This is a genomic window from Staphylococcus sp. GDY8P45P, from assembly GCF_017892745.1.
In the GTDB taxonomy this organism is placed as follows: Bacteria; Bacillota; Bacilli; order Staphylococcales; family Staphylococcaceae; genus Staphylococcus; species Staphylococcus cohnii.
Genome location: NZ_JAESLS010000004.1, coordinates 601,353 through 628,228 on the forward strand (window position 1 = coordinate 601,353; position 26,876 = coordinate 628,228).

30 protein-coding genes are annotated in these 26,876 nt (G+C 32.6%); 22 read left to right on the forward strand and 8 right to left on the reverse strand.

Annotation, left to right across the window (positions count from 1 at the left end; all coding sequences use genetic code 11):
• Window positions 1-57: 57 nt before the first annotated feature.
• On the forward strand, window positions 58-1,140 hold the full coding sequence (locus KA873_RS03035; RefSeq protein ID WP_107386200.1) for a PTS sugar transporter subunit IIC: 1,083 nt from the start codon (window positions 58-60) through the stop codon (window positions 1,138-1,140).
• Between the two features lie 348 nt (window positions 1,141-1,488).
• Here the strand turns inward: KA873_RS03035 and KA873_RS03040 are convergent, their stop codons facing one another.
• Genes KA873_RS03040 through KA873_RS03055 form a run of 4 tightly spaced genes read right to left on the reverse strand, consistent with a single transcriptional unit; the run spans window position 1,489 to window position 4,485 of the window.
• Window positions 1,489-2,190: an amino acid ABC transporter permease gene (locus tag KA873_RS03040; protein ID WP_107384142.1), complete on the reverse strand. Its 702-nt coding sequence runs from the start codon at window positions 2,188-2,190 to the stop codon at window positions 1,489-1,491.
• 12 nt (window positions 2,191-2,202) lie between these two features.
• A complete protein-coding gene (locus tag KA873_RS03045) occupies window positions 2,203-2,889 on the reverse strand; it encodes an amino acid ABC transporter permease (protein WP_107384141.1) in 687 nt (228 codons plus the stop codon).
• A complete protein-coding gene (locus tag KA873_RS03050) occupies window positions 2,886-3,740 on the reverse strand; it encodes a transporter substrate-binding domain-containing protein (RefSeq protein WP_210140154.1) in 855 nt (284 codons plus the stop codon). The genes KA873_RS03045 and KA873_RS03050 overlap by 4 nt, the downstream gene beginning before the upstream one ends.
• Window positions 3,730-4,485 carry an amino acid ABC transporter ATP-binding protein gene (locus KA873_RS03055; RefSeq protein ID WP_107384139.1) on the reverse strand — a complete coding sequence of 252 codons (756 nt, stop codon included), beginning with the start codon at window positions 4,483-4,485 and terminating at the stop codon, window positions 3,730-3,732. Before KA873_RS03055 ends, KA873_RS03050 begins: the two co-directional genes overlap by 11 nt.
• Window positions 4,486-4,634: 149 nt before the next feature.
• On the opposite strand from KA873_RS03055, the gene KA873_RS03060 reads away from it, so the two are divergent.
• The 4 genes from KA873_RS03060 (at window position 4,635) to KA873_RS03075 (ending at window position 8,442) form a co-directional block, all read left to right on the forward strand.
• The gene (locus KA873_RS03060) at window positions 4,635-5,786 is read left to right on the forward strand and encodes an acyl-CoA dehydrogenase family protein (protein ID WP_210140155.1); all 1,152 of its coding nucleotides are present in this window, start codon (window positions 4,635-4,637) and stop codon (window positions 5,784-5,786) included.
• Window positions 5,787-6,003: 217 nt separating this feature from the next.
• Window positions 6,004-6,921 (forward strand): ABC transporter substrate-binding protein, encoded by a 918-nt coding sequence (locus KA873_RS03065; protein WP_107504793.1) that lies wholly within the window; start codon window positions 6,004-6,006, stop codon window positions 6,919-6,921.
• Window positions 6,922-7,110: 189 nt separating this feature from the next.
• Window positions 7,111-7,659, forward strand: a complete 549-nt coding sequence (locus KA873_RS03070) for a biotin transporter BioY (RefSeq protein WP_107386203.1) — start codon at window positions 7,111-7,113, stop codon at window positions 7,657-7,659.
• A gap of 30 nt (window positions 7,660-7,689) precedes the next feature.
• Entirely contained in the window at window positions 7,690-8,442 is a 753-nt protein-coding gene (locus tag KA873_RS03075) for a GNAT family N-acetyltransferase (RefSeq protein WP_107386204.1), read from the forward strand.
• Between the two features lie 319 nt (window positions 8,443-8,761).
• On the opposite strand, the gene fdhD is transcribed toward KA873_RS03075, so the two are convergent.
• On the reverse strand, window positions 8,762-9,550 hold the full coding sequence (fdhD, locus tag KA873_RS03080) for a formate dehydrogenase accessory sulfurtransferase FdhD (RefSeq protein WP_107384134.1): 789 nt from the start codon (window positions 9,548-9,550) through the stop codon (window positions 8,762-8,764).
• A gap of 167 nt (window positions 9,551-9,717) precedes the next feature.
• Between fdhD and KA873_RS03085 the strand changes: the two genes are divergently transcribed.
• From KA873_RS03085 to KA873_RS03130, 10 genes are all read left to right on the forward strand, one after another.
• The gene (locus KA873_RS03085) at window positions 9,718-10,734 is read left to right on the forward strand and encodes a LacI family DNA-binding transcriptional regulator (RefSeq protein WP_107384133.1); all 1,017 of its coding nucleotides are present in this window, start codon (window positions 9,718-9,720) and stop codon (window positions 10,732-10,734) included.
• A gap of 99 nt (window positions 10,735-10,833) precedes the next feature.
• Window positions 10,834-11,994: a galactokinase gene (locus KA873_RS03090; RefSeq protein WP_107386205.1), complete on the forward strand. Its 1,161-nt coding sequence runs from the start codon at window positions 10,834-10,836 to the stop codon at window positions 11,992-11,994.
• A 29-nt stretch (window positions 11,995-12,023) separates the two neighbouring features.
• A complete protein-coding gene (galE, locus tag KA873_RS03095) occupies window positions 12,024-13,016 on the forward strand; it encodes a UDP-glucose 4-epimerase GalE (protein ID WP_107384131.1) in 993 nt (330 codons plus the stop codon).
• 3 nt (window positions 13,017-13,019) lie between these two features.
• Window positions 13,020-14,510 (forward strand): UDP-glucose--hexose-1-phosphate uridylyltransferase, encoded by a 1,491-nt coding sequence (gene galT / locus KA873_RS03100; RefSeq protein ID WP_107504794.1) that lies wholly within the window; start codon window positions 13,020-13,022, stop codon window positions 14,508-14,510.
• A 106-nt stretch (window positions 14,511-14,616) separates the two neighbouring features.
• Window positions 14,617-15,402, forward strand: a complete 786-nt coding sequence (gene modA / locus KA873_RS03105; protein ID WP_210140156.1) for a molybdate ABC transporter substrate-binding protein — start codon at window positions 14,617-14,619, stop codon at window positions 15,400-15,402.
• A gap of 12 nt (window positions 15,403-15,414) precedes the next feature.
• The gene (gene modB, locus KA873_RS03110; RefSeq protein ID WP_107384128.1) at window positions 15,415-16,086 is read left to right on the forward strand and encodes a molybdate ABC transporter permease subunit; all 672 of its coding nucleotides are present in this window, start codon (window positions 15,415-15,417) and stop codon (window positions 16,084-16,086) included.
• Window positions 16,086-16,691 carry an ATP-binding cassette domain-containing protein gene (locus KA873_RS03115; RefSeq protein WP_107384127.1) on the forward strand — a complete coding sequence of 202 codons (606 nt, stop codon included), beginning with the start codon at window positions 16,086-16,088 and terminating at the stop codon, window positions 16,689-16,691. The genes modB and KA873_RS03115 overlap by 1 nt, the downstream gene beginning before the upstream one ends.
• A 79-nt stretch (window positions 16,692-16,770) precedes the next feature.
• Window positions 16,771-17,601, forward strand: coding sequence for an MBL fold metallo-hydrolase (locus KA873_RS03120; RefSeq protein ID WP_107384126.1), 831 nt, complete (start codon window positions 16,771-16,773; stop codon window positions 17,599-17,601).
• Window positions 17,602-17,877: 276 nt separating this feature from the next.
• Entirely contained in the window at window positions 17,878-18,882 is a 1,005-nt protein-coding gene (locus tag KA873_RS03125) for a ThiF family adenylyltransferase (protein ID WP_107384125.1), read from the forward strand.
• Window positions 18,883-18,893: 11 nt separating this feature from the next.
• The gene (locus tag KA873_RS03130; RefSeq protein ID WP_107504796.1) at window positions 18,894-19,394 is read left to right on the forward strand and encodes a MogA/MoaB family molybdenum cofactor biosynthesis protein; all 501 of its coding nucleotides are present in this window, start codon (window positions 18,894-18,896) and stop codon (window positions 19,392-19,394) included.
• 62 nt (window positions 19,395-19,456) lie between these two features.
• Here KA873_RS03130 and moaC read toward each other — a convergent pair whose 3' ends face one another.
• Entirely contained in the window at window positions 19,457-19,936 is a 480-nt protein-coding gene (gene moaC, locus KA873_RS03135) for a cyclic pyranopterin monophosphate synthase MoaC (protein WP_107384123.1), read from the reverse strand.
• Window positions 19,937-20,000: 64 nt separating this feature from the next.
• On the opposite strand from moaC, the gene KA873_RS03140 reads away from it, so the two are divergent.
• The 7 genes from KA873_RS03140 (at window position 20,001) to KA873_RS03170 (ending at window position 24,903) form a co-directional block, all read left to right on the forward strand.
• Window positions 20,001-21,260 (forward strand): molybdopterin molybdotransferase MoeA, encoded by a 1,260-nt coding sequence (locus KA873_RS03140; RefSeq protein WP_107384122.1) that lies wholly within the window; start codon window positions 20,001-20,003, stop codon window positions 21,258-21,260.
• A complete protein-coding gene (gene mobB / locus KA873_RS03145; RefSeq protein WP_107504797.1) occupies window positions 21,257-21,742 on the forward strand; it encodes a molybdopterin-guanine dinucleotide biosynthesis protein B in 486 nt (161 codons plus the stop codon). The genes KA873_RS03140 and mobB overlap by 4 nt, the downstream gene beginning before the upstream one ends.
• Window positions 21,743-22,189 (forward strand): molybdenum cofactor biosynthesis protein MoaE, encoded by a 447-nt coding sequence (locus tag KA873_RS03150; protein WP_107384120.1) that lies wholly within the window; start codon window positions 21,743-21,745, stop codon window positions 22,187-22,189.
• Between the two features lie 2 nt (window positions 22,190-22,191).
• On the forward strand, window positions 22,192-22,425 hold the full coding sequence (moaD, locus tag KA873_RS03155) for a molybdopterin converting factor subunit 1 (RefSeq protein WP_019468087.1): 234 nt from the start codon (window positions 22,192-22,194) through the stop codon (window positions 22,423-22,425).
• A 7-nt stretch (window positions 22,426-22,432) separates the two neighbouring features.
• A complete protein-coding gene (mobA, locus tag KA873_RS03160; protein WP_107504799.1) occupies window positions 22,433-23,041 on the forward strand; it encodes a molybdenum cofactor guanylyltransferase MobA in 609 nt (202 codons plus the stop codon).
• A gap of 12 nt (window positions 23,042-23,053) precedes the next feature.
• Entirely contained in the window at window positions 23,054-24,076 is a 1,023-nt protein-coding gene (gene moaA, locus KA873_RS03165; RefSeq protein ID WP_107504800.1) for a GTP 3',8-cyclase MoaA, read from the forward strand.
• Window positions 24,077-24,555: 479 nt separating this feature from the next.
• Window positions 24,556-24,903 carry a transcriptional regulator, SarA/Rot family gene (locus KA873_RS03170; protein ID WP_019468084.1) on the forward strand — a complete coding sequence of 116 codons (348 nt, stop codon included), beginning with the start codon at window positions 24,556-24,558 and terminating at the stop codon, window positions 24,901-24,903.
• A gap of 281 nt (window positions 24,904-25,184) precedes the next feature.
• On the opposite strand, the gene KA873_RS03175 is transcribed toward KA873_RS03170, so the two are convergent.
• Together KA873_RS03175 and KA873_RS03180 are read right to left on the reverse strand one after the other, a co-directional pair.
• Window positions 25,185-26,393: an MFS transporter gene (locus tag KA873_RS03175; RefSeq protein ID WP_107504801.1), complete on the reverse strand. Its 1,209-nt coding sequence runs from the start codon at window positions 26,391-26,393 to the stop codon at window positions 25,185-25,187.
• A gap of 1 nt (window position 26,394) precedes the next feature.
• A complete protein-coding gene (locus KA873_RS03180) occupies window positions 26,395-26,829 on the reverse strand; it encodes a MarR family winged helix-turn-helix transcriptional regulator (protein ID WP_107504802.1) in 435 nt (144 codons plus the stop codon).
• Between the last annotated feature and the right edge of the window lie 47 nt (window positions 26,830-26,876).

Below are 26,876 nucleotides of genomic sequence, written 5' to 3' on the forward strand. Positions count from 1 at the left end.
GTGATATACTAATATTTGTTAAATGAAAGCGCATACAAATATTAGAAGGGTGTTATTATGAATTTACTTTTAGGGGTTATATTTTTAGGTATTGTTTTATGTTTGTTTACACTTTTTACTAGTAAGGCTCCAAATGGTGGAAAAGCAATGGGAGCCCTGGCAAATGCTGCAATAGCTTCTTTTTTAGTGGAAGCATTTCATAAATATGTTGGTGGCGATTTACTAGGGATTCCATTTTTAGGCCAGTTAGGTGAAGCGGCAGGCGGCTTAGGTGGTGTTGCTGCTGCTGGTTTGGTTGCTTTAGCAATGGGTGTATCTCCTGTATACGCATTTGTTATTGCAGTTGCATGCGGTAACATGGATTTACTACCAGGTTTTGTTGCAGGTTACATAGCAAGTTTTGGTATGAAATGGATAGAGCAAAAATTTCCGGATGGTTTGGATTTAATAGGTTCAATTATTATCATTGCACCTATTACACGAATTATTGCAATCGGTGTAGCACCTGTTGTAGATGCAACATTATTGCAAATAGGTAATATCATTAAAGAATCGACAACGTCAAGCCCAGTACTAATGGGGATAGTACTAGGCGGCATTATAACAGTAGTAGCTACTGCACCTTTAAGTTCGATGGCATTAACTGCATTATTAGGACTAACAGGTACACCTATGGCAATTGGAGCATTGGCAGTTTTTGGGTCATCATTTATGAATTTTGTTTTGTTTAAGCGAATGAAGTTTGGTGATCGAAAAACAACGATTTCTGTCGCTATTGAGCCATTATCACAAGCAGATATTGTTACTGCAAATCCTATTCCTGTCTATGCGACTAATTTTATAGGCGGTGCAGTATCAGGCGTAATTATCGCAATGTTTGGACTCGTTAATGAAGCTACAGGTACGGCTACGCCAATTGCAGGTTTAATGGTGATGTTTGGCTTTAATAATGCATTAACTGTGATAGTTGTTGCGTTATTATGCGCGATAGGTAGTGCTATTTGTGGTTACTTAGGATCGATTGTATTCAAAAATTATCCTATTATTACTAAAGATGAATTACAAAACGGTACAATGCCTAAAAAAGTTAAAAATTATTATAAAAGAAAAAGACAGTATGCCGAACGTTTGGCAATGTAGTTGTCTAATGATTTAGGTATGCTAAAATCCAAAAATTTAAATAAGACTGAAATATCAATCTCAGTATCAAGCCCGCTAATACATTATTTTTAAAATGTATTAACGGGCTTTTTTCATGTTCATGTTTTTTATCCTTATAGAGTAGCAACATCTCGACGTTGTTTGGTAGAACAGAACATCGAGCGTCTCTCCTGAAATATTCACTTTACATATGATTAACTTATATATTTACTTATAACAAATAAGACACTTCGTATTACATACGTTAACTTTAAAAGTATAGCTAAGTTAACGTAGTATTGAAAATTGATAAAATGACAAATCTAAATGAGTATACAATTTCGTAATTTATGCTGAAGTTTTTGCATACATATATTGAGTTGAACGGTTTTCTATTTTTGAAAATATCAATTCTAATACAATGGCAAGTAACCAATAAAATATTGCAGCTACACTATATACTGTTATAAATCGGTAGCCTTCATTGGCGATAACATGACTGACTGCCATAATTTCAGTAACTTGTACCGCAAATGCTAAAGAAGTCCCTTTGATAAGCATGATAAATTGATTTTCAATATTGGGAAGTGCATAACTGAATGCTTGTGGTAGTATAATTTCTTTGTACGTTCTTATTGTTGAAAGCCCTACAGTTTGAGCGGCTTCAATTTGGTCAGTGTCGACTGAAAGTAATCCACCTTTAATAGATTCTGACAAATATGCAACAGCATGTAACGAAAAAACAATAAAGGCAATAATTAACGGTGAGAAAATATCAGGATTAATTGTCAATGTGAATTTTTCATTACCCCACATCACTAATTTTGGTAAGCCGTAATACATAATAAATAATTGAACAATAAGCGGTGTGCTCCTAAAAAAAGAATTATATATCACTACAAGTTGAGAGATTAATGGAATATTTTTGGTTTGAATAAAGGCAAATAAAGTGCCGATGATTAAACCTACGATCATTGCTACAATTGAGATGATGATTGTATTAGGTACACCTTTAAGTACTTCTGAAAAAGTATAAAGTATAAATGACAAAATAATGCCTCCTTAGATGCGATATGGTTTTTGGGCGTGTTTATTGATGAGTGCAAATATAGTTTGTATGATAAGGGCGATAATCCAGTAAATAATGGATATAACGATATAAACTTCTAACATACCTAGCCCATAATTATTTCCAATAATTAATTTAACTTGGCCCATCATATCAATAATCCCAATTGTAAAAGCTAAAGATGTGTCTTTGATCAGTTCAATAACTTGTGTCGTCAAGTTTGGGATGCTATTACGCAACGCTTGAGGAATAATAATTTCCTTTAAAATCCGTGGATAAGATAAACCGACAGAAAGTCCTGCTTCAATTTGACTATAATCTACTGATTGGTATCCAGCCCGTATAATCTCTGATAGGTAAGCACCTGTATGTAATGTAAATGCTAAAATTACAAAAAACAGTCTACTGAAATGATTAATATCGATTTGGATGAATAATAATAATTGTGGCAATGCAAAATATGCCAAAAAAAGTTGTAAAATTAAAGGCGTACTTCGAATAAAAGACAGATAAATCCGGACAATAGGTGATAATATTTTCACTTTTTTGATACGAATTGTTGCTAGTAAGCATCCCAGTATTAAAGCGAAAAAGAGTGACAATATAAAGATTAATAATGTTATGGGTAATTGCTGTAAAACTTGTCTAAATAAATCGACCCAATCAACAGAATTTGTCATGATTGCACCTCCAATTTATCTTTTTGCTTGTTTATTTCATCCAAATCATCAAATACATTAACATCAAAGTACTTTTCAGAAAGCTTCTGTAATTTGCCTTCATCTATCAGTTCTTGAGTAGCTTCGTCAATATCGTCATGTAATTTTTGGTGTTTTTTATTATAGACGATATGCAATGATTCTTTTTTTATGATGCCACCAATTTTGACATCAGCATTGATTTGTTTTTGAATTGCATTATAAGTGTTCCAGTTTAAAATCATGGCATCACGTCTGGCATTACTAACCATTTTTAAATTATCCCCGTTAGAAGGCTCTTGAATGGTATCAATATCAATTTTTGGAGAATGTGTATTATTATACTGAGATAATATAGAATATAACCCGCCACTCGGTGCCATCGGTGTTAATTTTTTTTCAGGTAGGTCATTAAGTGTATGTATATCAGAATTATTTTGGTGAACAACATTCAAAGGTAAGGCGTAACTATAAGGGACGTCTTGGTAGAGAAACTGTTTTTCGCGTTCGGGTGTTTTAAAAAACCAATTAATTCCCATATCAAACTTTCCGGCGCCAATACCTACAAGATTAGATTCTTCTTCACCAACTTCATATTTAAATTGGTATTGAGGTAACTTTTTTTCTAGTAGTTTTAGATAGTCTATATCTAAACCAGCAAATTCATTTTGTTTATTTGTATACAGATAAGGTGGATTAACTTCTGCAGATATTGCTACTTTGATTTCTTCTTTTTTATTCTGATTTGATGATTTTTGCGCTTGACTACATCCGCTGAATAATACCGTAATCAAAAGTGTAATCATTAAAAAGCGTAACTTATTATTTTTCATAAAAGTCACGCTCCATTTCTACGGTGTTTAAGAAACGGTTAATTCTTTTGGAATCTGAAGACGCTAAAACAGATTGTGGTGTACCTTGTTTTAATATTTTACCTTCATCTATAAATAAAATTTGATCAGCAATCGCTTTAGCAAATTGTATTTCATGAGTGACAATAACCATGGTCATCCCCTCTTGTGCAATAGACTTGATAAGCGACAATACTCCTTGAATTGATTCAGGATCTAATGCAGATGTAGGTTCATCTAATAACAATACATCTGGATTAAGCGCTAAAGCACGGATAATCCCTATACGCTGACTTTGACCTCCAGATAGTTGAGAAGGGTATTTATCCTTTTGATTTAATAAATTAAAACGTTCTAAATAAGAGATGGCTATTTCATTTGCCTGCTTAACGGGCATTTTTTTACCATGTATCAAACCAACTGTAATATTTTCAAGTATTGTTTTGTTTTTAAATAAATTATAGTTTTGGAATACCATCGCAGATTTCTTTCGTAACTGTGAGATGTCTTTTTTTGAATGTTTATCGGCGACAAATCTTTGGTTGTCAATTTGAATTGTGCCTGATTTTGGTATGGCTAACGCGTTCAATGTTCTTAGCAGTGTCGTTTTACCTGATCCACTTGGACCTATAATAGCTGTCACAGTACCCTTATTTTGTGAAAAGCTAACGCCATTTAGAACAGTATGGTCTTTATATTTATGTATTAAATGTTCAACTGTAATCATTTTAAACCCCCAGAATATCAATAAATACAAAGTATCACATTAATCCTTATCGGTAAAGTAAGATTTTAGATAGTTTAAAGACTTTTATTCGTTATAAGCGAGTGTTACACTAAGATTAATAGATAAAAGTCTAAAATGAGGTGGACACTGTGAATTATTCTGCATTAATACATACAGAGATACAAAAAAAATGGATAGATAAATTTGATTCAATAAAAGAACAATTTAAAGAAAAAGCTGAGTATAATGATAAACATTCAAGATTTCCATATGAGAATATTGATTGGTTGGTAAAAGAAGGCTATACGCTATTAACGTTGCCTAAAGCTTATGGTGGTGAGGGTGCGACTGTTGAAGATATGGTTGTACTACAGACGTATTTAGGAGCAATAGATGGAGCAACTGCACTTTCAGTTGGTTGGCACCTTAGCGTTGTTGGACAATTATATGAACAACATGCTTGGGAACAAGATATGCTAGAGCGCTTTGCAGTAGCAGTGAAAAAAGGTGCATTAGTTAACAGAGCTGTCAGTGAAGCTGAAACAGGCAGCCCTACACGTGGGGCAAGACCTGCTACACATGCAATAAAAAAAGACAAAGGTTTTGTGATTAATGGGGTCAAAACATTTACTTCAATGAGTAGAAGGTTAAGCCATTTTATTGTAAGTGCCTATTATGAAGAAATAGATACTGTTGGGTTTTTCTTGATATCTGAAGATACGCCTGGTGTTGAGATTGCAGACAATTGGAATATGGTGGGTATGCGTGCAACTGAAAGTCATGATTTGATTTTAAATGATGTTTTCATTCCAGAAGAAAATTTTGTTGAAATAAGAGGCGCTGGTGGTAAAAAACCTAATGGTTGGATATTACATATTCCTAGTACTTATTTAGGTATTGCACAAGCAGCGAGAGACTATGCTGTTGATTTTGCAAAAAATTATAGCCCTGCAAGCATTGATGGTGTGATTGGGGATATATCGACCGTACAGCAAAATGTCGGTAAAATGGAATCCTTACTATTGTCAGCTCGTCACTTTTTATGGAGTACTTCAGCTTTATATAATCAGCAACAAGACATACCAATTTGGAATGAAACTTCAGCAAGTAAAGTGTTGGTGATGAACCAAGGTTTAGAAGTGATAGACATTGCCATGCGTATAGTGGGTGCTAAGAGTTTAGAGATGGAGCGTCCATTACAACGTTACTATAGGGATATGCGAGCTGGACTCCATAATCCACCTATGGAAGACATGGCTTATACTAATATTGCTCATAGTGTATTAGGTCACTTCAAATAAATACAGAAAACATGGCCTGTTTTTAAAGTAAATGAATACTTTGAACAAGCTTTATATTTTGGAATGATTATAAAAATCAATTATTATAGTTGATTTTATAACTCATTCCTTTTTTTATTTTTTAAAATAATAAAAATTTTAGGTTTTCTATTGTACAAATTTTATAATCATTATATAATTCAATGGTAATGATAATCATTTTCAACGGAGGGACCTTATGAAAAAATTAATATTTCCAATTATTGTAATGGTTTTAATATTAGCTGCTTGTGGGAAACAATCTGAAAGTGGCTCAGATAGTAAAAAAGAAGATACAAAAGCTTATAAATTAGATAGCGGAAAGAAAATTGATATACCTAAAAATCCAGAACGTATTGCAGTTGTTGCACCTACATATGCAGGTGGAATTAAATATTTAGGAGGCAATATTGTAGCAGTAAATGAGCAAGTCGATAGCAGTAATATTTTAAAAGATAAATTTAAAGATGTTGAAAAAGTTGGAGAAAATGATGTTGAAAAAGTTGCTAAAACAAAACCGGATTTAATCGTAGCTTACTCTACAGATAAAAACATTAAAAAGTATAAAAAGATTGCACCGACAGTAGTTTACGATTATGGTAAGCATAAATATTTAGACCAACAAAGACAATTAGGTAAATTACTTGGAAAAGAAGATAAAGTAAAAAAATGGGAAGAAAAATGGAAATCACAAACTGAAAAAGATGGTGAAGCAATCAAAGCGAAAATTGGTGAAAATACAACAGTATCAATTTTTGATGAATTCGATAAAAAACTTTACACATACGGTTCTAACTGGGGTCGTGGTGGTGAAGTCATTTACCAAGCTTTTGGATTAAAAATGCCTGATAAACTTAACGAATTAGTTAAAAAAGAAGGCTGGGCTGAAATTAAACAAGAAAAAATAGCGGATTATGCTGGTGATTATATTGTTTCTACAAGCGAAGGTAAATCAAAACCAGGTTATAAAAAAACCGATCTTTGGAACAATTTATCTGCAGTTAAAAATGATCATGTCATAGAGGTACAAGCAGAAACTTATTGGTATAACGATCCTTATACATTGGAATTTATGAGAAAAGATTTGAAAGAGAAATTTTTGAAATCTAACTCATAAAGCGTTGATTATAGTAATTTTTTAGAGGTTTAATTAGATATCATCAAAATAAAACATGAGTTTTGGACGAAGTAAAGTTGTCCAGGCTCATGTTTTTGTTTATTAAAAGGGTATAGTTTTATTGTAAACTTTTTGTTTTTAATAGTTTACATTTGTGGTATAATTTTTTTCATTAAAGGAGGTTTGATGATGTCAACGAAATATTTAGTTTATACTGCTTTAATGACTGCAATTATTGCAGTTTTAGGTTTTGTACCTGCAATCCCGTTACCAATAATGCCTGTTCCAATCGTTTTACAAAATATTGGTATATTTCTAGCTGCTATTCTATTAGGTCGTAAATATGGAACATTGAGTATTGTTGTTTTATTACTTTTAGTAGTTGCTGGCTTACCGTTGCTATCAGGTGGTCGTGGTGGTATTGGTGTATTTGCAGGGCCATCAGCAGGTTTTTTATTTATGTATCCTGTTGTTACATATCTCATTGGACTTGTAAGAGACTTATATTTGAAAAGAATCAACTTTATTGTATTATTGATAACGACAGTAGTGATAGGGGTCGTTTTATTAGATATTGTTGGTACGATTATAATGGGACTTATAACGAATTTACCGATTTCTAAATCTATTATGCTTTCTTTTGTATTTATGCCTGGTGATATTATTAAAGCTCTGATTGCCAGCTTAATTGGTAATATCATGTTAAATCATAGTCGATTTAAACAATTACTTAAGTAGAATCAGTTTCGATAAAGGGGAGTGAAAATGATGGCAAACATTACTTTAAACAATATTTTCCAACCCGGGAATATTTATGCTGAAGATGAAGATAAAGTAATTTATTTAACTCCTCAAATTCCTTTAGTATTTGATGCAAATAAATGGGTGTACAAACAAATGCCTTCAATTAAACAATGGAAAGCAGATATTGCTACACAAACACATATGCATAAGCAACAGAGCTCTAATCATTTAACCTTTACTTTTCCTGAAAATATAGAATTGGATCAACAATGGATAGCATTAATTAATCAAGAACAATTTGAATTAGGTCTAATGGAGTTATATGCGATTGAACCTCAAAATTTCGAAAAATATGTAGATTCTGAAATCGAAGTTAAAGTGGTGGATGAGAATACCATAGATGATTATATAAGTGTTCATAGCCAGTTCGCAGCACCATATGGTGAGGAATATGTCAGGGAAAGTTCTAATATGATTAAAAACCAATATATTAATGATGCTAAAACACGTCTTATAGCTTATAAGCAAGGTGTTCCGGCTGGTATATTAGATTTGATTATAGATGAGACAACTGTTGAAATTGATGGTTTTGGCGTATTAGCATGTCATCAAAGGCAAGGTGTTGGTAGCGTGATGCAAAGTTTTGTCGCAGAATTAGCCATGCAAAAACCATTGATACTGATTGCCGATGGAGAAGATAGTGCTAAAGAAATGTATGTGAAGCAAGGTTATGTATTTATAAGCTTTTGCTATCATATTGTAAAAGAAGATATTTGAATAAGCTCCAATGTTTTTTACTATAATATAAAAAGTATTTTCACATAGTGAAGATATTAGCGTGTCGACAAAGTCTCCAACTTTGTCGACATTTTTTATGCACGATTTCTGAAGGCATAGCTTCATACTTTCATATTTGACTAATGCTTTTTTGTATGTGTCTGCACCAATTCACACTCAATATTTTAATAGTGAATGAGTATACGTGTTTTATAATATTGCATAACTCAATGGATAAAAAACAAACCTTAGGTGACATATCACATAAGATTTGCCTGTAATTTGATATTTTCACATAGTGAGGAATACTTTTTAATCATTATGATGTTATGCGTTCTGGATGGCTATAAACATTAAAATTACCATCCCGAATAAAACCAATTGCTGTAATATTTAAATCATTGGCAAGCGTTACAGCTAATGTAGTTGGTGCGGATTTAGATAAAATAACACCAACGCCAATTTTCGCAGCTTTAATAAGAATCTCAGAAGATATGCGCCCACTAAAAATTAATACTTTATCTCGCACAGGTATATGTCGTTGTATACAATAACCATAAAGTTTATCTAAAGCATTATGTCTACCAATATCTTGTCTGTGTTCAAAAAATGTCTCTCCATCACTAATGGCAGCATTATGTAGGCCACCAGTTTGTTTGAAAATTTTACTTGCGCTTTGTAAACGTGTCATCATATTAAGTACTTGGTGAGGGGTAAGTTTAATTTTAGACATAGATGTTTTCGCTATAGCAGCATCATTGTGGAAATAAAATTCACGACTCTTACCGCAACATGATGCAATCATACGTTTAGTAGAGTATTCAAAACGGTCATTAAGTGATTTAGTTAATTCTACATGGGCAAAACCTTTACTGTCGTCTATTTGGATAGATTTTAAATCATCACTTTTTAAAATAGCACCTTCTGAAGCTAAAAAACCTAAGACTAATTCTTTCATATGATTTGGACTGCAAATGACTGTAGCAAATTCTTCTCCATTGACCATGATTGTCAGTGGGAATTCTGTGACGTAGTGATCTGTTGTTTCAATAAGTTTGCCGTTTTCATATCTAACAATATGTTGATTTGTCAAAACATCTTCATTCATAGTATTTATCCCCCAGTTCCTATTCACTAACTATTTTAGCGTATTTTTTGTTGCAAAAAAAATAAACTGTATTCATAAACATACTTATAACTATAATATATGTTTGATATATATCATGCTTAGAAGTAAACTTATAGTAAACACGAAGTTGAGAGGTGACTCGATGAATGGCTAGTATAAGAGATATTGCGAAAGAAGCAAAGGTCAGTCCAGGTACGGTTTCTCGTGTGTTAAATAACGACCCTACCTTATCTGTCGCTAAAGAAACGAGAAAAAGAATATATGATATAGCAGATAATTTTCAATATAAAAAGTCTGAAAGAAAAAATAAAAGTATACAAATTATTACTTATGCATCACGAGCCAAAGAAATGTCTGATCCGTATTATCGTGAGATTAGACTTGCCATTGAAGCGGAGGTGAAACGTTTAAATCTATCATTAAAAAGAACGCTTCGTATTGATAGTGAACATGATCCTATTGATTTCACTAAAATAACAAAGGCTGGTGCAATTATTGTTGTGGGGAATTTTGCTTCAGAAGCTATTTTAGAATTACAGAGTTACAATCAGAATATTGTGGTTATCAATAACGCTAACACACCTAAATCTGTTGATGCTGTTTATTCAGATTTATATGACGCTATGATTCAATTATTAAACGATATAGATCGTTCAGGTTTAAACGATATTGTTTATGTTGGTGGTACGCATACAATAAAAAATCTTACTGGTATGCCAACATTGAATAGTCCAAATATCCAAGATAAGCGATATAGCGCATTTACTGACTGGTGTGACAAGCATCAAAGAAAAGGTAGATTATTAATGAATGGTTGGAATAAAGAAGATGGTATAAATGCAGTAAACGAATTATTACAAAACCATCATTTACCTCAAGTTTTTATCGCAGGTAACGATATGATTGCTATAGGTATATTGCAACAATTACAACTAAAAAAATACACTTTACCTGATGATATTAAATTGATAAGTTTTAATGATTTAGAAGTCATTCAGTATGCAGTTCCTTCTATCAGTAGTGTACATATACCAATAGAAGATTATGGAAAAATAGCAGTAAGAATGGCTGAAGAGAGAATAAATAAAACAAGACAAATTGCCATACATGTTATAGCAGAAGCACAATTAAAAGAAAGAATGACTTTTAAAGTTAACAAGTAATGTATATTGACAAAACATTTAGTAAACAAGTAAACTTTATTTAAGTTTACTATGGAGTTCGATTTTGGTTTATATCGTTTTTTAAAGGAGCGGAATATTATGTTAGAAGCTATGCGCGAGAAATTTGAAAGAATATTTGACAAACAGCCTGAAGTGAGTGCATTTGCACCAGGAAGAATTAACTTAATTGGAGAACATACTGATTATAATGGAGGTTATGTTTTTCCAGCTGCAATTGAATTAGGCACGTATGGTTTAGCGGTTAAACGAGAAGATAATTTGGTTCGCCTATATTCTAATAATTTTGAAACGGTCGGTATGATCACCTTCGATTTAGACCATTTAGATTTTGAAAAGGAACATGATTGGGCGAATTATCCTAAAGGTGTTATTAAATATTTAGTAGAAGCTTTTTCAGAAATTAAACAAGGCTTTGATATTTTGATAGAAGGTAATATTCCAAATGGCGCTAGTCTTTCATCTTCTGCATCAATAGAATTATTAACCGGTTGGCTGATAAAACAGTTATTTAACTTGAATTTAGAGAGATTAGAACTCATTAAGATAGGTCAACGTACTGAAAATCAATTTATGGGTGTCAATTCAGGAATTATGGATCAATTTATAATAGGTATGGGGAAAGCAGAACACGCCGTATTACTAGATACTGCAACGTTAAAATATGAATTTGTACCGGCAAAATTTGGAGACTATGTCATATCGATTATGAATACCAATAAACGTCGCTCATTAACTGAAAGTAAATATAATGAACGCAGAAGTGAATGTGAATCTGCGCTGTCATCATTACAACAAAAGTTAAATATTGAATCTTTAGGTGAATTAACGATGGACCAATTTAAAGCACATCAAATGCTTATTGAAGATGACGTAAAACGTAGAAGAGCAAAACATGCCGTTTCAGAAAATGAACGTACGAAACTTGCTTATCAAGCATTATCCGATAATAATTTTGAGAAATTTGGGCAATTATTAAATGATTCACATGCATCTTTAAAAGATGACTATGAAGTAACAGGTATTGAACTTGATACGTTGGCAGAAACAGCTCAACAAGTAGAAGGTGTGCTCGGTGCAAGAATGACAGGCGCAGGTTTTGCAGGTTGTGCAATTGCGTTAGTGCACAAAAATCAAATCCAAGCATTAGAAGATAAAGTTACAAAAAAATATATAGAAAAAATTGGTTATGAACCATCGTTTTATCATGTCGGCATTAGTGATGGCGTAAAAACAATTTAAAATCAAATTAAAAAAGGAAGGGTTTTTTTATGGGTGTACTAGTATTAGGTGGCGCAGGTTATATTGGAAGTCATGCAGTAGATCAATTAATTCATAGAGGTTATGATGTTGTTGTTGTAGATAATTTAGGCACTGGACATAAAGCAGCAATACACGATAAAGCAAAGTTTTACGAAGGTGATATTCGTGATAAAGCATTTTTAGAAAACGTATTTAATAACGAAAATATTGAAGGTGTATTTCATTTTTGTGCATATTCATTAGTTGGTGAATCTGTTGAGAAACCACTAAGCTATTTTAATAATAATGTTAATGGTTTACAGGTATTGTTAGAAGTTATGTATGATCATGAGGTAGCGCATATTGTTTTCTCATCAACTGCAGCTGTATATGGTGAACCAGATTCTGTACCAATTACAGAGGATGATTCTAAAACGCCAACAAGTCCTTATGGTGAAAGTAAATTAATGATGGAAAAAATGATGCATTGGAGTCATGAAGCTTATGGTGTGAATTATGCTGCACTACGCTACTTTAATGTTGCAGGAGCAAAAGAGGATGGCACAATTGGTGAAGACCATAGACCTGAGACGCATTTAATTCCGATTGTATTACAAGTAGCTTTAGGACAAAGAGATGAACTAACTGTTTTTGGCGATGATTATGATACGGAAGATGGCTCTTGCATACGAGATTATTTACATGTCGTTGATTTAATTGATGCGCATATCTTAGCGTTTCAACATTTGAAAAATGGAGGAGAATCAGGTGCATTTAACTTAGGTAGTAGCCAAGGATATTCTGTGTTTGAAATTTTAGAAGCAGCAAGAAAAGTTACAGGTAAAACAATAAATGCAGTTGTCGGTGAAAGAAGAGCCGGAGACCCTAGTAAATTAATTGCATCAAGTAATAAAGCACAGCAAGTATTAGGATGGAAACCTAAACATGATGATATACATGATATTATTAGTTCTGCTTGGCAATGGCATGAAAAGCACCCTAACGGATATCAGGAGGTATAATGCATGTTATTGAATAAATACACTGTCCAATTATTTGTATCTCACGCTATTGCACATGGGGATTATGAAGCGGAAGACGCCATTTATATTCAAAATAGGTTGCTGAGTATTTTAAATGCTTCAGGCATAGATGATACAACCACTTCCAAATTTAATTCAGAGACAACTGCACTTGAGATAACACAACACTGGATTCAAGAAGCAATCAGTTCCAAATGTATAGATGACGCATTATATAGCAAAGAAATCATTGAAGCACAAATATTAGATTTAATCACACCTCGTCCATCTGTACTGAATCAAAAGTTTTATGAATTATATCAACAGAGTCCGAAGAAAGCGACAGACTATTTTTATAACATAACCAAACGCAATCATTATGTGAAAGAAGATGCAATTGCGCATAATATAAATTTCAACACAGCAAGTGAGTATGGTGATATGGAAATAACAATCAATCTATCCAAGCCAGAAAAAGATGCTAAACAAATTGCCAAAGCGAAAGAAGCGCCTGCAACAGATTATCCTAAATGTGCACTATGCATGGAAAATGAAGGGTTTAAAGGCTCTGTAATACAAGCAGCGAGAACAAATCATCGTATCATCAGATTGAACTTAGGACAAGAACAATGGGGATTTCAATATTCTCCATATGCCTATTTTAAAGAGCATAGCATCGTTTTATCTCAATCACATGTTCCTATGAATATAGATAAGCAAACATTTGTACAACTGTTGGATTTTGTAGATAAATTTCCACATTATTTTATTGGTTCGAATGCAGATATTCCGCTCGTTGGCGGTTCGATTTTGACGCACAATCATTATCAATCGGGTAGACACACATTTCCGATGGACAACGCTAAGGAACTGCACAGCTTTAGTTTAAAACAATTTCCAACAGTAGCAGCTTCGACTTTGTATTGGCCAATGAGCGTCATTCGTTTGAAAAGTGAAGATAAAAACGACTTAGTGGCGGCGGCAGAATTTATTAGAAAAGCATGGAATAATTATTCAGATGAAACTGTAGATATAAGCGCATACAGTAAAAATGGCGAGCGTCATCATACTGTAACGCCTATTGCACGTTATAGGGAACAACAATATGAACTTGATATTGTTTTAAGAGATAATCAAACATCGGAACAATATCCAGATGGTGTCTTTCACCCTCATAAAGACGTCCAACATATTAAGAAAGAAAACATTGGATTAATAGAAGTTATGGGTACTGCAATTTTGCCTGGTAGATTAAAACAAGAATTACAACAGGTTAAGGCATTTTTATTAGGTGATCAACAACAAACGTTAGGTATACATCAACCATGGGCAGAAGACATGACACAACGATATGATATTAATGAAAAGAACGTAGAGGAAATTATTGAAAAAGAACTTGGTTTTAAATTTAAACGCGTACTAGAGGATGCAGGTGTATTCAAAAACACACCACAAGGTCAAAACGCATTTAAAACGTTTATTACATCGCTATAATAAATATTTTGAAAATTGAGCTATACAAAGTCATTTTTACTTTAGTATACGCTCTTTTTTTTTGAAATAAAGAGGCATATAATTATATGAAAAAGGAGGCAATTAAATGAAAAGAACTTGGCATTTTTTAATTATTGCTACTATTATGATTTGTATGTTAATAACTGGGTGCTCTAATAGCGAAAATAATCATAGTGAAAAAGATGCTAACAATAAGGTTGATAATAAGAAAGAAATACATATTTCAGCTGCAGCAAGTTTAACAGATGTCACTAAAGATTTAGAACAAGCATTTAATAAAAAACATAAAAATGCTAAAATCACATTTAATTATGGCGGATCAGGAGCCTTGAGACAACAAATAGAGAAAGGGGCACCTGTAGATGTATTTATGTCTGCAAATACAAAAGATATTGATGCATTAGGTAAACAAGCTCAAAACAAATATGAATACGCACAAAATGATTTAGTGCTTATAGGTGAATCTAATAGTACATATAAGAATGTGTCTGATTTAAAGCAAGGTGAAAAGTTGGCAATAGGCGAGGCTAAATCCGTGCCTGCAGGTAAATATGCTGAGCAATACTTAAAAGATCATCAATTGTATGAGGATGTTAAATCTCATTTAGTTTTTGCAAAGGACGTGCGACAAGTATTAAATTATGTTGAAAAGGGCAATGCCCAATTAGTTTATGTTTATAAAACAGATTTATATCAAAGTCAAAAAAATGGTGATAGTAATGTGAAAGAAATTCAAACAGCTGAGTTAAAACAGCCTATCACATATAAGTCAGCGACGATTTCAGATAAAAAGTTAGCCACAGCATGGGTTGAATTTTTAAAAACAGATGAAGCAAAAGAAATTTTAAAAAAATATAAATTCAAAGTATAGGAGGTAGCAGAAATGCCAGATGTCACGCCATTTTGGATATCATTGAGGGTCGCGGTTATCAGCACGATTATCGTTACGATATTAGGTGTTTTTATATCAAGATGGTTGTATAAGCGTCGTGGCTTTATAACAAGACTTTTAGAAAGTTTCATTGTTTTACCAATCGTGTTACCTCCAACAGTGATGGGTTTTATTTTACTGATTATATTTTCACCTCGTAGTGTGGTTGGTAGTTTTTTTAGCGATTTTTTACATTTGCCAGTTGTATTTACTTTAACTGGTGCCATATTTGCATCTATCATTGTAAGCTTTCCGTTAATGTATCAGCATACTGTACAAGGTTTTCGTAACATAGATCCCAAGATGTTGAATACAGCAAGAACAATGGGCGCAAGTGAAAGTAAAATATTTTTTAAATTGGTTTTACCGTTATCTAAGCGTTCAATACTTGCTGGTGTAATGATGAGTTTTGCACGGGCAATTGGAGAATTTGGTGCTACGTTAATGGTAGCAGGTTATATTCCTAACAAAACCAACACTTTACCTTTAGAAATATACTTTTTAGTAGAGCAAGGGAAAGAAAATCAAGCATGGTTATGGGTGATTGTATTGGTTGCATTTGCGGTTACTGTAATTGGTACAATCAATCTATTGAATAAAGATGGTTATCGGGAGGTTCGTTAATGCTAAATATATCTTTGAATCATCTTTTAAATAGTACGCAATTACATGTAGAAATAGATGATACTACACCTAAAATCTATGCCATTAAAGGACCTTCAGGCATAGGTAAAACAACAATTTTAAATATGCTTGCTGGTTTACAACAACCAGACCAAGCGTTTATAAAGATTAACGACCATATATTGACAGACACTACTTCAAATGTTGATGTGAAGATTCAAAAACGCAATATCGGTTATTTATTTCAAGATTACCAATTATTTCCAAATATGACTGTGTTTCAAAATATCACTTTTATGACACAGAACTCTCAGCACATAGATAATTTAATGAATCAACTAAATATTGTTCATTTAAAAGATAAATTTCCAATTCGCTTATCTGGTGGTGAATCCCAACGTGTTGCATTAGCTAGAACTTTAAGTACTAAACCAGACTTGATGTTACTAGATGAGCCGTTTTCTAGTTTAGATGATGTAACGAAAGAAGAAAGTATTTTGTTAGTAAAACGAATTTTTAAATTATGGAATATACCTATTATCTTTGTTACACATTCGCAATATGAAGCTGAAATACTGGCACACGAAATTATTAATATAGGGTGATAGGTGATATGCAACTATAATTTATGAGAGGTTGAGTAATAAATGTAATCACATTTATAAATAAGTAGGGGTTGATGCAATGATTATCGAATGTTTAGGAATTTCTGGGGGTATACCAACACTTTATCAATCAGTTTCACAGCATAAAGATGCACAAAAACGAACAGGGCCTGGTATCTTCATTCATGATTTACAATTACTAATTGACACTTCAGAAGATATATTTCAACAACTAAGACAATCAAAAATTTATGATATAAAATATGGCATTTACTCTCATTGGCATCCAGATCACACGATGGGGATTAGAATATGGGAAACACTCAATTTTGATTTTATTCACAAAGTACCTAAGTCCAAAACGTCAACGGTTTATATTACAACTCAAGAAGTGGAAGATTTTAAAGCATATTTTGCGCGTTGGGAATATGTTCAATATTTAGAATCATTAGGCGTAATTAACCTAGTAATTGTTGACAATGATGCAGAAATTAATTTTGATGACACAAAGGTAGAATGGATTCAATTAGCAGAACAATTCGCGTTTGGTTTTTATTTAACTACAAATACCAAACGTATACTTATTATTCCAGATGAAATTAAAGGCTTTCGACCAACGGAGAAATTGAAAAATGTTGATGTTGCTATTTTACCTTTTGGTAGCAATGAAGTTAATCCTATAACTAATGAACGTATTCATCCAGAAGGTATGTTAAATGCTTTAGGAGAGGCTACATTTGATGAATGTGTGACTATTGCTAAAGCTATTAATGCTAAGCATACATATTTTACTCATATTGAAGCTACTGAAAGTTTAACGAAGGCACAAATTAAACAATTAGAAGAGCAATTAGAAGAAGATGGCTTAAAATCAACCATTGCATTTGATGGATTAAAAATTCAAATTTAAATAATGATTAGTGACTTTAATGTCAAAAATCAAAGTATCAGTAATCACCATAAATGTATCATTATATCTTTTGAAACTGTTTTGCGATAAAGAGTAGGAATATGAAATCACTATCTAAATTTGATTTCGTTCTTACTCTTTTATTTTGTTAAGTTTTACATTGGTAATATGAATAAAAGTGGCATATAGGATTTTTGCATAATGAATTTAAACCGTTGTTACATAGACCTTCAAGATTTATAATGAAAATAATGACGCAAAGTGAGGGGTTTCATAGTGAGTGTAGAACGTTATTCTAGACAAATGTTATTTAAACATATAGGAACATCTGGGCAAGAGAAAATTATGAATGCACATGTGTTAATTATAGGTATGGGAGCTTTAGGGACGCACCTAGCAGAAGGATTAGTAAGAGCTGGTGTAGGTGAACTAACAATTGTAGATAGAGATTATATTGAATATAGTAATTTACAACGCCAAACGATGTTTACAGAAATGGATGCAGCAGATAAATTACCAAAAGTAGTTGCAGCAGAACGTAATTTAATGGCTATACGTCAAAATTTGAGATTGCATTTACACATTGCACATGTCGATCGGTTATTTTTAGAAACATACGCGCAAGATGTACAACTTATTTTAGATGCAACAGATAATTTTGAAACGAGACAATTGATAAATGATTTTGCCTATAAAGCTGCTATACCTTGGATTTATGGTGGTGTGGTACAAAGTACTTATGTGGAAGCGACGTTTATACCTGAACAAACACCTTGTTTTAACTGTTTGATTCCACAGCTACCTGCAATTAATATGACTTGTGATACAGTAGGTGTCATTCAGCCAGCAGTCACTATGACGACTAGTTTACAATTAAAAGATGCATTGAAAATATTAACAGGCGCAACAATTGCACCTAAAGTTACTTACGGTGATATCTGGGAAGGCACACATTTTACATTTGGATTTAAAAAATTGCAAGATAGCGCTTGTAAAACTTGTGGCACACAACCAACATATCCGTATCTCAATACAACACAAAGGCAATTTGCAACTTTATGTGGAAGGGATACTGTTCAATATGAAAACCCTGAAATTTCCCAGGAAATGTTGGAGACATTTTTGCAACGACAAGAGATTCCATATCAACGCAACCCTTACATGTTACATTTTGAATATAAAGCACATAGAATAGTTAGCTTTAAAGGCGGAAGGTTATTGATTCATGGTATGACTAACCCACAACAAGCGATGACGTTAATCAACCAATTATTTGGCTAAGGAGGTTCAATATGCATACAAATGTTAAACTTGATAGAAATATTAAATGTGCAGTATTAACAGTTTCTGATACAAGAGATTATGAAACAGATAAAGGTGGTAAATTAGTTAAAGAGCTAATCTCTACATTAAATGTTACGATTTCTGAATCGCATTATAAGATTGTTAAAGATGAGCAAACAGCAATTACTCAGCAAATTAAGCAATGGTTAGCAGAAGATATTGATGTGATTATCACTACAGGTGGAACTGGTATAGCACAAAGAGATGTAACGATAGAGGCTGTATCCAGTTTGATTACTAAAGAAATCGAAGGGTTTGGAGAATTATTTAGATATTTAAGTTATGCAGAAGATGTTGGAACACGTGCGTTATTATCTCGAGCTATTGCAGGTACCGTAAATGATAAATTGATTTTTAGTATACCTGGCTCTACGGGCGCAGTGAAATTAGCATTGAATAAGCTCATTAAACCAGAACTGAATCATTTAGTTCAAGAGATTACAAAATAATTAGAGCCCAACGTTTATATGTTCGTCGGACTCTATCTCTTACATATTAATATTTAAGACAATTATCTTTTGTAATCACCAGATTTGCCACCTGTTTTTGAGAGTAGGTAAGTTTCGCCAATGACCATGCCTTTATCTAAAGCTTTTGTCATATCATAAACTGTAAGTGCTACAGCTGAAGCGGCAGTAAGTGCTTCCATTTCCACACCAGTTTTTCCAGTTGTAGAGACGGTTGCCTGTATATTTAAAATGAATGATTGTGCTTTTTTTTGCCAATCAAATGTGATATCTATACCAGTTAAAGGTAACGGGTGACACATCGGTATAATATCAGCTGTATTTTTTGCTGCCATAATACCAGCAATTTGAGCAGTATTAAGCACATTTCCTTTTTGGTTAGTGTGATCAACGATTTGTTCATAAATCGCTGGATTTACCGTTATACTTGAATGCGCAGTAGCTGAACGTTTTGTTATGTTTTTATCAGAGACGTCTACCATTTTCGCATTCCCTTGTTTGTTAATATGCGTAAATTCAGTCAAAGTATCCCTCCTAATCGTGTTCTAGTATATCATGAAATTATTAATTATAAGGAGTAGATTTGCGATGTCTGTAGAGAAAAGAAACCCAATTCCAGTGAGTGAAGCAATTCAACGTGTGATAAACCAAGAAATTTTTATGGATAAAATCACTTTACCTTTAGCAGAAAGCTTAAATTACATTTTAGCTGAAGATATTATAGCGACCCATGAAATACCAAGGTTTGATAAATCACCATATGATGGTTTTGCGTTAAGAAGTATTGATACAAAAGGTGCAAGCGGTGACAATCGCATTAAATTTAAAGTGATTGACCACATTGGAGCGGGGTCAGTTTCAACTAAAACAGTTGGAGCATTTGAAGCCGTGAGAATTATGACAGGTGCACAAATACCTGAAGGTGCTGATGCCATCGTTATGCTTGAACAAACTGTCGAAGGAGAACAAGATTTTACAATAAGAAAAACATTTAGCGAAAATGAGAATATTTCGTTAAAAGGTGAAGAGACAAAGGTTGGAGATATTTTATTAGAAAAAGGTCAATGTGTTAATCCAGGGTCTATAGCTGTTTTAGCAACATATGGCTATACAGAAGTTCCGGTTTTTGAAAAACCTAGCGTGGCTGTTATCGCTACAGGAAGTGAATTATTGGATGTTGGAGATGATTTAGAACCAGGAAAAATTCGTAATTCAAATGGCCCTATGATAACTGCTTTAGCTAAAAAGCATCACTTAGAAGTCAATGCTTATAAAATTCAACAAGATGATTTGAATAGTAGTATTCAAGTGATGCGTGAAGCTATGGCTGAGCATGATATTATAATCACTACTGGCGGTGTATCTGTAGGAGATTTCGATTATTTGCCTCAAATTTATGAAGCGGTCAATGCGCAAGTCCTGTTTAACAAAATTGCCATGCGTCCCGGTAGTGTAACTACAGTAGCTGTTGCTAATAATAAATATTTATTTGGATTATCAGGTAATCCATCTGCTTGTTTCACTGGATTTGAACTCTATGTCAAACCTGCAATACAGCACATGATGGGCGCCAAAGCTATATATCCACAAATTGTACAAGCTACACTTATGGAAGACTTTAAAAAGCCAAATCCGTTTACAAGATTTATTCGAGCAACAGTGACTTTTAATGGTAAAGAGATGACAGTGGTACCATCAGGATTTAATAAGTCTGGTGCAGTAGTAGCTATTGCACATAGCAATGCAATGATTGTGTTACCAAGTGGTACAAGAGGATATCAAAAAGGTCACACAGTTGATGTCATTTTAACTGAATCGCAAACATATGAAGTGGACACTACGCTATGATATTACAAATTATAGGTTATAAAAATTCAGGGAAAACAACATTGATGACACATGCAGTGAAATTTTTAAAATTGCATGGTTTTTGCGTAGCAACGATTAAACATCATGGTCAACATGACTTAAACCTATCAGATATTGAACTTCAAACGGATACTGTTGATCACATGAAACATTTTAATGCTGGTGCGGATCAAAGTATCGTTCAAGGGCACCATCTACAACAAACAGTTACACGAATTGAAAATCAAAGACTGGATGAAATCATTGATAAATCTGTTACAATAGACAGTGACATCATTTTAGTAGAAGGATTCAAAGAAGCAAATTATGATAAAGTGCTGATATATCGTGATAATGTTGATTACCAACAGCTAAATAAATTATCAAATATTCAGTACGATATTAATATTGAGCAACCATTAGCACTTCAAAAATTTGAACAATGGTTATTATCTTTCGTTAATGAAAAAGGAATGGATTGAATGAAACAATTTGAGGTTATAAACGAGCCAATAGCAACAGAACAATATCGTCAGTATGTTCTCAATGAACATCAAGGTGCCGTTGTTATTTTCACAGGTCATGTACGTGAGTGGACACAGGGAGTCAAAACAGAATATTTGGAGTATGAAGCTTATATACCTATGGCAGAAAAAAAGTTGGCACAAATAGGTGATGAGATTTCACAAAAGTGGCCGGGGACAAAAACGGCTATTGTTCATAGAATTGGGCCACTAGCGATATCAGATATTGCAGTATTGATAAGTGTTTCTTCGCCACATAGAAAAGATGCTTATCGTGCTAATGAATATGCAATTGAACGTATTAAAGAGGTAGTACCCATTTGGAAAAAAGAAATTTGGGAAGATGGTGCTGAATGGCAAGGTCACCAACATGGTAGCCATGAGGATGCAGTTGGAGGAGAATAGTTATGAAAGTATTATACTTTGCGGAAATCAAAGAAGTTTTGGGTAAAAGTTCAGAAGATATTGACTTAAGTTATGATATTACCGTTGATGAATTTGTAACAGATTTGTTTGAGCGTTACCCTAATATTAATAACAAAAAGTTTCAAATTGCAGTTAATGAAGAATTTGTCAAAGGTGATGATATCGTAACGTCTAATGATACTGTAGCGTTGATACCACCAGTTAGTGGAGGGTAATAGACATATGAAAGCAATTATACTAGCTGGAGGACAATCAGAAAGATTTGGTAAACCAAAAGCGTTTGCAGAGATTAACTATCAAATGTTTTACAAACGTATCATTGAAGTTTTAGAAGCTACTAATATGTTTAATGAAATAATTATTAGTACTAATGAAACGTTAGCACATGAATTTGATCATGATAAGATTGTTATCGATCATGCTAAAAACAAAGGTAAAGGTCCACTGGTTGGTATTTACTCAGTAATGAGACAACATTCAGACGAAACACTTTTCTTTGTCATATCTGTAGATACACCTATGATTACACAAAAAGCAATAAGTAAATTGTATCAATTTATGGTGGAACATTTAATAGAAGATCAACTAGATATCGCCGGTTTCCAAGAAGATGGAATGCCCATTCCAACGATGGCTTTTTACAGCCCGCATACTCTATCTTTTATAGAATCAGCATTGGAATCAGGCGATTACAGCCTTAAGAATGTCTATTCAAAAGTCAAAAGTGATTGGTTAGATGTGCGTGAAATTGGTTCATCTGATTATTGGTACAAAAATATTAACTATCAACAAGACTTAATAGATTTACATCACGACATTATGAATAGATAGGAGGCTGATCAGATGGTAGAACAAATAACTGATAAACTTGGACGTCCAATTCGAGATTTGAGGTTGTCAGTTACAGATCGTTGCAATTTTCGTTGTGACTATTGTATGCCGAAAGAAATATTTGGCGATGACTTTGTTTTCCTACCCAAAGATGAATTACTCACTTTTGATGAAATGGTACGTATCGCTAAAGTTTATACACGTTTAGGAGTCAAAAAAATACGTATTACAGGTGGAGAGCCTTTATTAAGAAGAGATTTATATAAATTAATATATGAGTTGAACCAACTTGATGGTATAGAAGATATTGGTTTAACCACTAATGGTTTATTATTAAAAAAACACGGCCAAAAATTATATGATGCTGGTTTAAGACGTATTAATGTGAGTTTAGATGCGATTGATGACAAAGTGTTCCAAGCTATAAATAATCGAAATATTAAAGCTTCCACGATTTTACAACAAATAGATTATGCGGTCTCAATAGGTTTTCATGTAAAAGTAAATGTAGTTGTTCAAAAAGGTGTGAATGATGATCAAATTTTACCTATGATTCAATATTTTAAAGATAAAGATATTGAAATACGTTTTATTGAATTTATGGACGTCGGTAATGATAATGGTTGGGATTTCAGTAAGGTTGTAACAAAAGATGAAATGTTAAAAATGGTAGAGTCATCATTTGATATTGAACCTGTGGAACCCAAGTATTTTGGTGAAGTTGCAAAATATTATCGACATAAAGATAATGGTGCTAAATTTGGTCTGATTACAAGTGTGTCTGAATCATTCTGTTCTACATGTACACGTGCGAGATTATCATCAGATGGTAAGTTTTATGGTTGTCTATTTAGTACCGTGGATGGGTTTAATGTGAAATCATTTATGCGATCTGGTGTGTCAGATGAGGCACTGTTTGAACAGTTTAAAGCTTTATGGAATATTCGTGATGATAGATATTCAGATGAACGTACAGCGCAAACAGTAGCCAATAGAAAACGGAAAAAAATCAATATGAACTATATTGGTGGTTGATTTATTAGGTGATAGCATTTATGAGAACTGAACATTTGACCATGATAATCAGCTATTAAATATTTAAAAAGTTTAAATAACTAATAACTTTATAATTATAATCACTATTGTGATTATTAAAAAAATATTAGGAGTAGGAAATAATTCAAAGTTTCAATTTGAATTATCTTCTACTCTTTTTTATTATAATTTGAACTCATATCTTATGTGAAATGATTTCAAAAATGTGGAAAGATATTTTTATATGAAAATGTATTATACATAAGTATTTTTTTAACGATTAAAGATAATGAACAATAGAAAAATATTACCATAATCAATTGTAGCTATATAAAAACTTTACAATAGTAAAATTTATTTATCTGTTTCTTTTAAAATAATAGATTTAATGAAGAAAGTGTTATATAATATTTTAAAAGCTTATTCATTATATAAAGCCATTACTAACAATGAAAGTAAATCATGAGGAGGCCAAATTTATGGAAAGTAAAGCATCATTTTATATTACATCTGAGAGGGCTTTAAGTCAGTTAAAACATTGGTTGAAGTCAGTTCACCGTTTATCTATCGAAGAATTTGTAGTGTTGTTTAAAGTTTATGAAGCTAATAAAATTAGTGGAAAAGAATTAAGAGACACCTTACATTTTGAAATGTTATGGGACACTAGTAAAATAGATGTGATTATAAGAAAGATTTATAAAAAAGAGTTGATCTCAAAAGTTCGATCAGAAACAGATGAAAGACAAGTGTTCTATTATTACACTGATGAGCAGTTAAAAGTAATAGATGATATTATAAAAGAAATTGAAAACATAAAAGTTGCTTAATCACTAAAGTTACAATTAGATAATTATCAATGACAATGATATAAATAAGAGATAAGCCAAGTGCTATAATAGCATTTGGTTTTTTTAATAAACTTAAAATATACGATCATTCAAATTGAATAATAACCTTGAAATAACTATTATTCAAATTTAAATATATAAAGTAATACTGGATGTTTCATAATTAAAATGAGTACAAAAAAACTGCCAACAAAAATAGTTTTGTTGGCAGCTAAAGCAAATAATTTACAGTAACCTTAACTTATTGTTTTATGAAAAAATTAATAAGCATTCATGTGTTTTACTTTTCTACCGTGAACGAAGTAATAAATAACACCAGTAATTAAAACCAATACGCCCATAATAGCGTATAATTGAGCGAATGACACTGTAGATGTTACAAAGCCTAATACATAAGGTCCAAAACCTAATCCTAAGTCTAAACCGATAAAGTAGGTTGAGGTAGCAATACCATATTTAGCTGGTGGAGATACTTTGATTGCAATGGCTTGCATACAAGATGAAATATTGCCGTAACCAGCGCCAAGGAGTAACCCAGCAAGAATTAATAGCCAACTATTATTTGTAATACTTAATGTTAAAAATGTAAGGATTAAAAAGACAAAAGCAGGATAAGCGATGACGTTTTCGTTTTTGAGGTCCATCATTCTACCAGCAATTGGTCTTGTAATGAGTGATGCAATAGCATAAAAAATAAAGAAATAACTAGATACTGTAACTAAATTGATTTCTTGGGCAAAAAATTGTAAAAATGTCAGGATAGACGAATAAGATAATCCTGCAAGGAGCATAATAATTGCCACAGGTAATGCTTCTTTGGCGATGTAATTATTAATATTAAATTTTTTGCTTTCAGTTGTTTGTGTTTTCGGGATATCACTAGTGATATCGATATCTAACTTAATAAAAAATGAAATGATAAAACTGATGATACCGCACATTAAACAAAGCAAAAATAGCAATTGAATTGGGAATGTATTAATAAGTAAAAGGCCAAAAAATGGGCCGATTGCAGCGCCTATAACTAAACTTAAAGAAAACAAGCTAATACCTTCACTTTTTCTCTCTTGTGGTGTTGCATAAGCAGCAATTGTCCCCGTTGCTGTCGTAGTAACCCCAGTAGCAATACCATTAACTAATCTCGTGAACATTAGAACAGCTAAGGCACCTTCTATAAAATAAAGCAGTTGTGTGATGATTAATAAGATTAAACCAATGATTAAAATACGTTTAGGACCTATTTTATTAACATACTTTCCAGTGATAAATCGTCCAATTAAAGAACCAATAATAAATAATCCAGACACGAGTCCCGCCATACTGTCTGACGCATGATATTCAGTTTTTGTATAACTCGCTATGATGACGATAAGCAAATACATGCATAAGTAAACTAAAAAGTTTGTAATGAAATTGATATTAAAATTTTTCGTCCAAATTGGTGACTTCATCGATGCTGTTTGATTCATGTTAAAATTCCTCCATTTCTAAAATTTGCGCGTGAATAATTTGAAGTGATTTTGTAATGTGTTCAATTTCTGAAACTGATAAACCTGTATTTTTAATAATTTCGTCTTGCACTTTATCTACACGTGAACTGATGTTTTTATAAAGGTTTTTTCCTTTTGGAGAAAGTGAAAGCCATTTTTCTCGTTTATCTGTACCTGTTTCAACAGTTAATAGAGATTTTTCAGAAAGTACTTTTAATATTTTTCTTGTGGTAGGCTTCTCAATAGAGCGTCGTTTTGAAATTTGTACTAAAGTGGTTGGTGCATTGTAGGAAATATCTTTTAAAACGAGCCATTGTGCAGGATATAGATCAAATGATTCAAAGATAGGTTGGAACATTTTTGTATACGGTCTATAAATTGCGATGATGTTATCAAATACAAATTTATTTTGCATGAAAGCATACCTCCGAAAATGGTTAGCAAAGCTAACTTAATTTTGAA

Coding starts and splice junctions, on each gene's coding strand:
- KA873_RS03115 (WP_107384127.1), top strand. CDS start 16,086: ATGCTAAATATATCTTTGAATCATCTTTTAAATAGTACGCAATTACAT.
- KA873_RS03075 (WP_107386204.1), top strand. CDS start 7,690: ATGGCAAACATTACTTTAAACAATATTTTCCAACCCGGGAATATTTAT.
- moaD (WP_019468087.1), top strand. CDS start 22,192: ATGAAAGTATTATACTTTGCGGAAATCAAAGAAGTTTTGGGTAAAAGT.
- KA873_RS03150 (WP_107384120.1), top strand. CDS start 21,743: ATGAAACAATTTGAGGTTATAAACGAGCCAATAGCAACAGAACAATAT.
- mobA (WP_107504799.1), top strand. CDS start 22,433: ATGAAAGCAATTATACTAGCTGGAGGACAATCAGAAAGATTTGGTAAA.
- KA873_RS03120 (WP_107384126.1), top strand. CDS start 16,771: ATGATTATCGAATGTTTAGGAATTTCTGGGGGTATACCAACACTTTAT.
- mobB (WP_107504797.1), top strand. CDS start 21,257: ATGATATTACAAATTATAGGTTATAAAAATTCAGGGAAAACAACATTG.
- KA873_RS03035 (WP_107386200.1), top strand. CDS start 58: ATGAATTTACTTTTAGGGGTTATATTTTTAGGTATTGTTTTATGTTTG.
- modB (WP_107384128.1), top strand. CDS start 15,415: ATGCCAGATGTCACGCCATTTTGGATATCATTGAGGGTCGCGGTTATC.
- KA873_RS03050 (WP_210140154.1), bottom strand. CDS start 3,740: ATGAAAAATAATAAGTTACGCTTTTTAATGATTACACTTTTGATTACG.
- moaA (WP_107504800.1), top strand. CDS start 23,054: ATGGTAGAACAAATAACTGATAAACTTGGACGTCCAATTCGAGATTTG.
- KA873_RS03170 (WP_019468084.1), top strand. CDS start 24,556: ATGGAAAGTAAAGCATCATTTTATATTACATCTGAGAGGGCTTTAAGT.
- galE (WP_107384131.1), top strand. CDS start 12,024: ATGGGTGTACTAGTATTAGGTGGCGCAGGTTATATTGGAAGTCATGCA.
- KA873_RS03175 (WP_107504801.1), bottom strand. CDS start 26,393: ATGAATCAAACAGCATCGATGAAGTCACCAATTTGGACGAAAAATTTT.
- fdhD (WP_107384134.1), bottom strand. CDS start 9,550: ATGAATGAAGATGTTTTGACAAATCAACATATTGTTAGATATGAAAAC.
- KA873_RS03180 (WP_107504802.1), bottom strand. CDS start 26,829: ATGCAAAATAAATTTGTATTTGATAACATCATCGCAATTTATAGACCG.
- galT (WP_107504794.1), top strand. CDS start 13,020: ATGTTATTGAATAAATACACTGTCCAATTATTTGTATCTCACGCTATT.
- KA873_RS03140 (WP_107384122.1), top strand. CDS start 20,001: ATGTCTGTAGAGAAAAGAAACCCAATTCCAGTGAGTGAAGCAATTCAA.
- KA873_RS03130 (WP_107504796.1), top strand. CDS start 18,894: ATGCATACAAATGTTAAACTTGATAGAAATATTAAATGTGCAGTATTA.
- KA873_RS03085 (WP_107384133.1), top strand. CDS start 9,718: ATGGCTAGTATAAGAGATATTGCGAAAGAAGCAAAGGTCAGTCCAGGT.
- KA873_RS03045 (WP_107384141.1), bottom strand. CDS start 2,889: ATGACAAATTCTGTTGATTGGGTCGATTTATTTAGACAAGTTTTACAG.
- modA (WP_210140156.1), top strand. CDS start 14,617: ATGAAAAGAACTTGGCATTTTTTAATTATTGCTACTATTATGATTTGT.
- KA873_RS03070 (WP_107386203.1), top strand. CDS start 7,111: ATGTCAACGAAATATTTAGTTTATACTGCTTTAATGACTGCAATTATT.
- KA873_RS03065 (WP_107504793.1), top strand. CDS start 6,004: ATGAAAAAATTAATATTTCCAATTATTGTAATGGTTTTAATATTAGCT.
- KA873_RS03090 (WP_107386205.1), top strand. CDS start 10,834: ATGTTAGAAGCTATGCGCGAGAAATTTGAAAGAATATTTGACAAACAG.
- KA873_RS03055 (WP_107384139.1), bottom strand. CDS start 4,485: ATGATTACAGTTGAACATTTAATACATAAATATAAAGACCATACTGTT.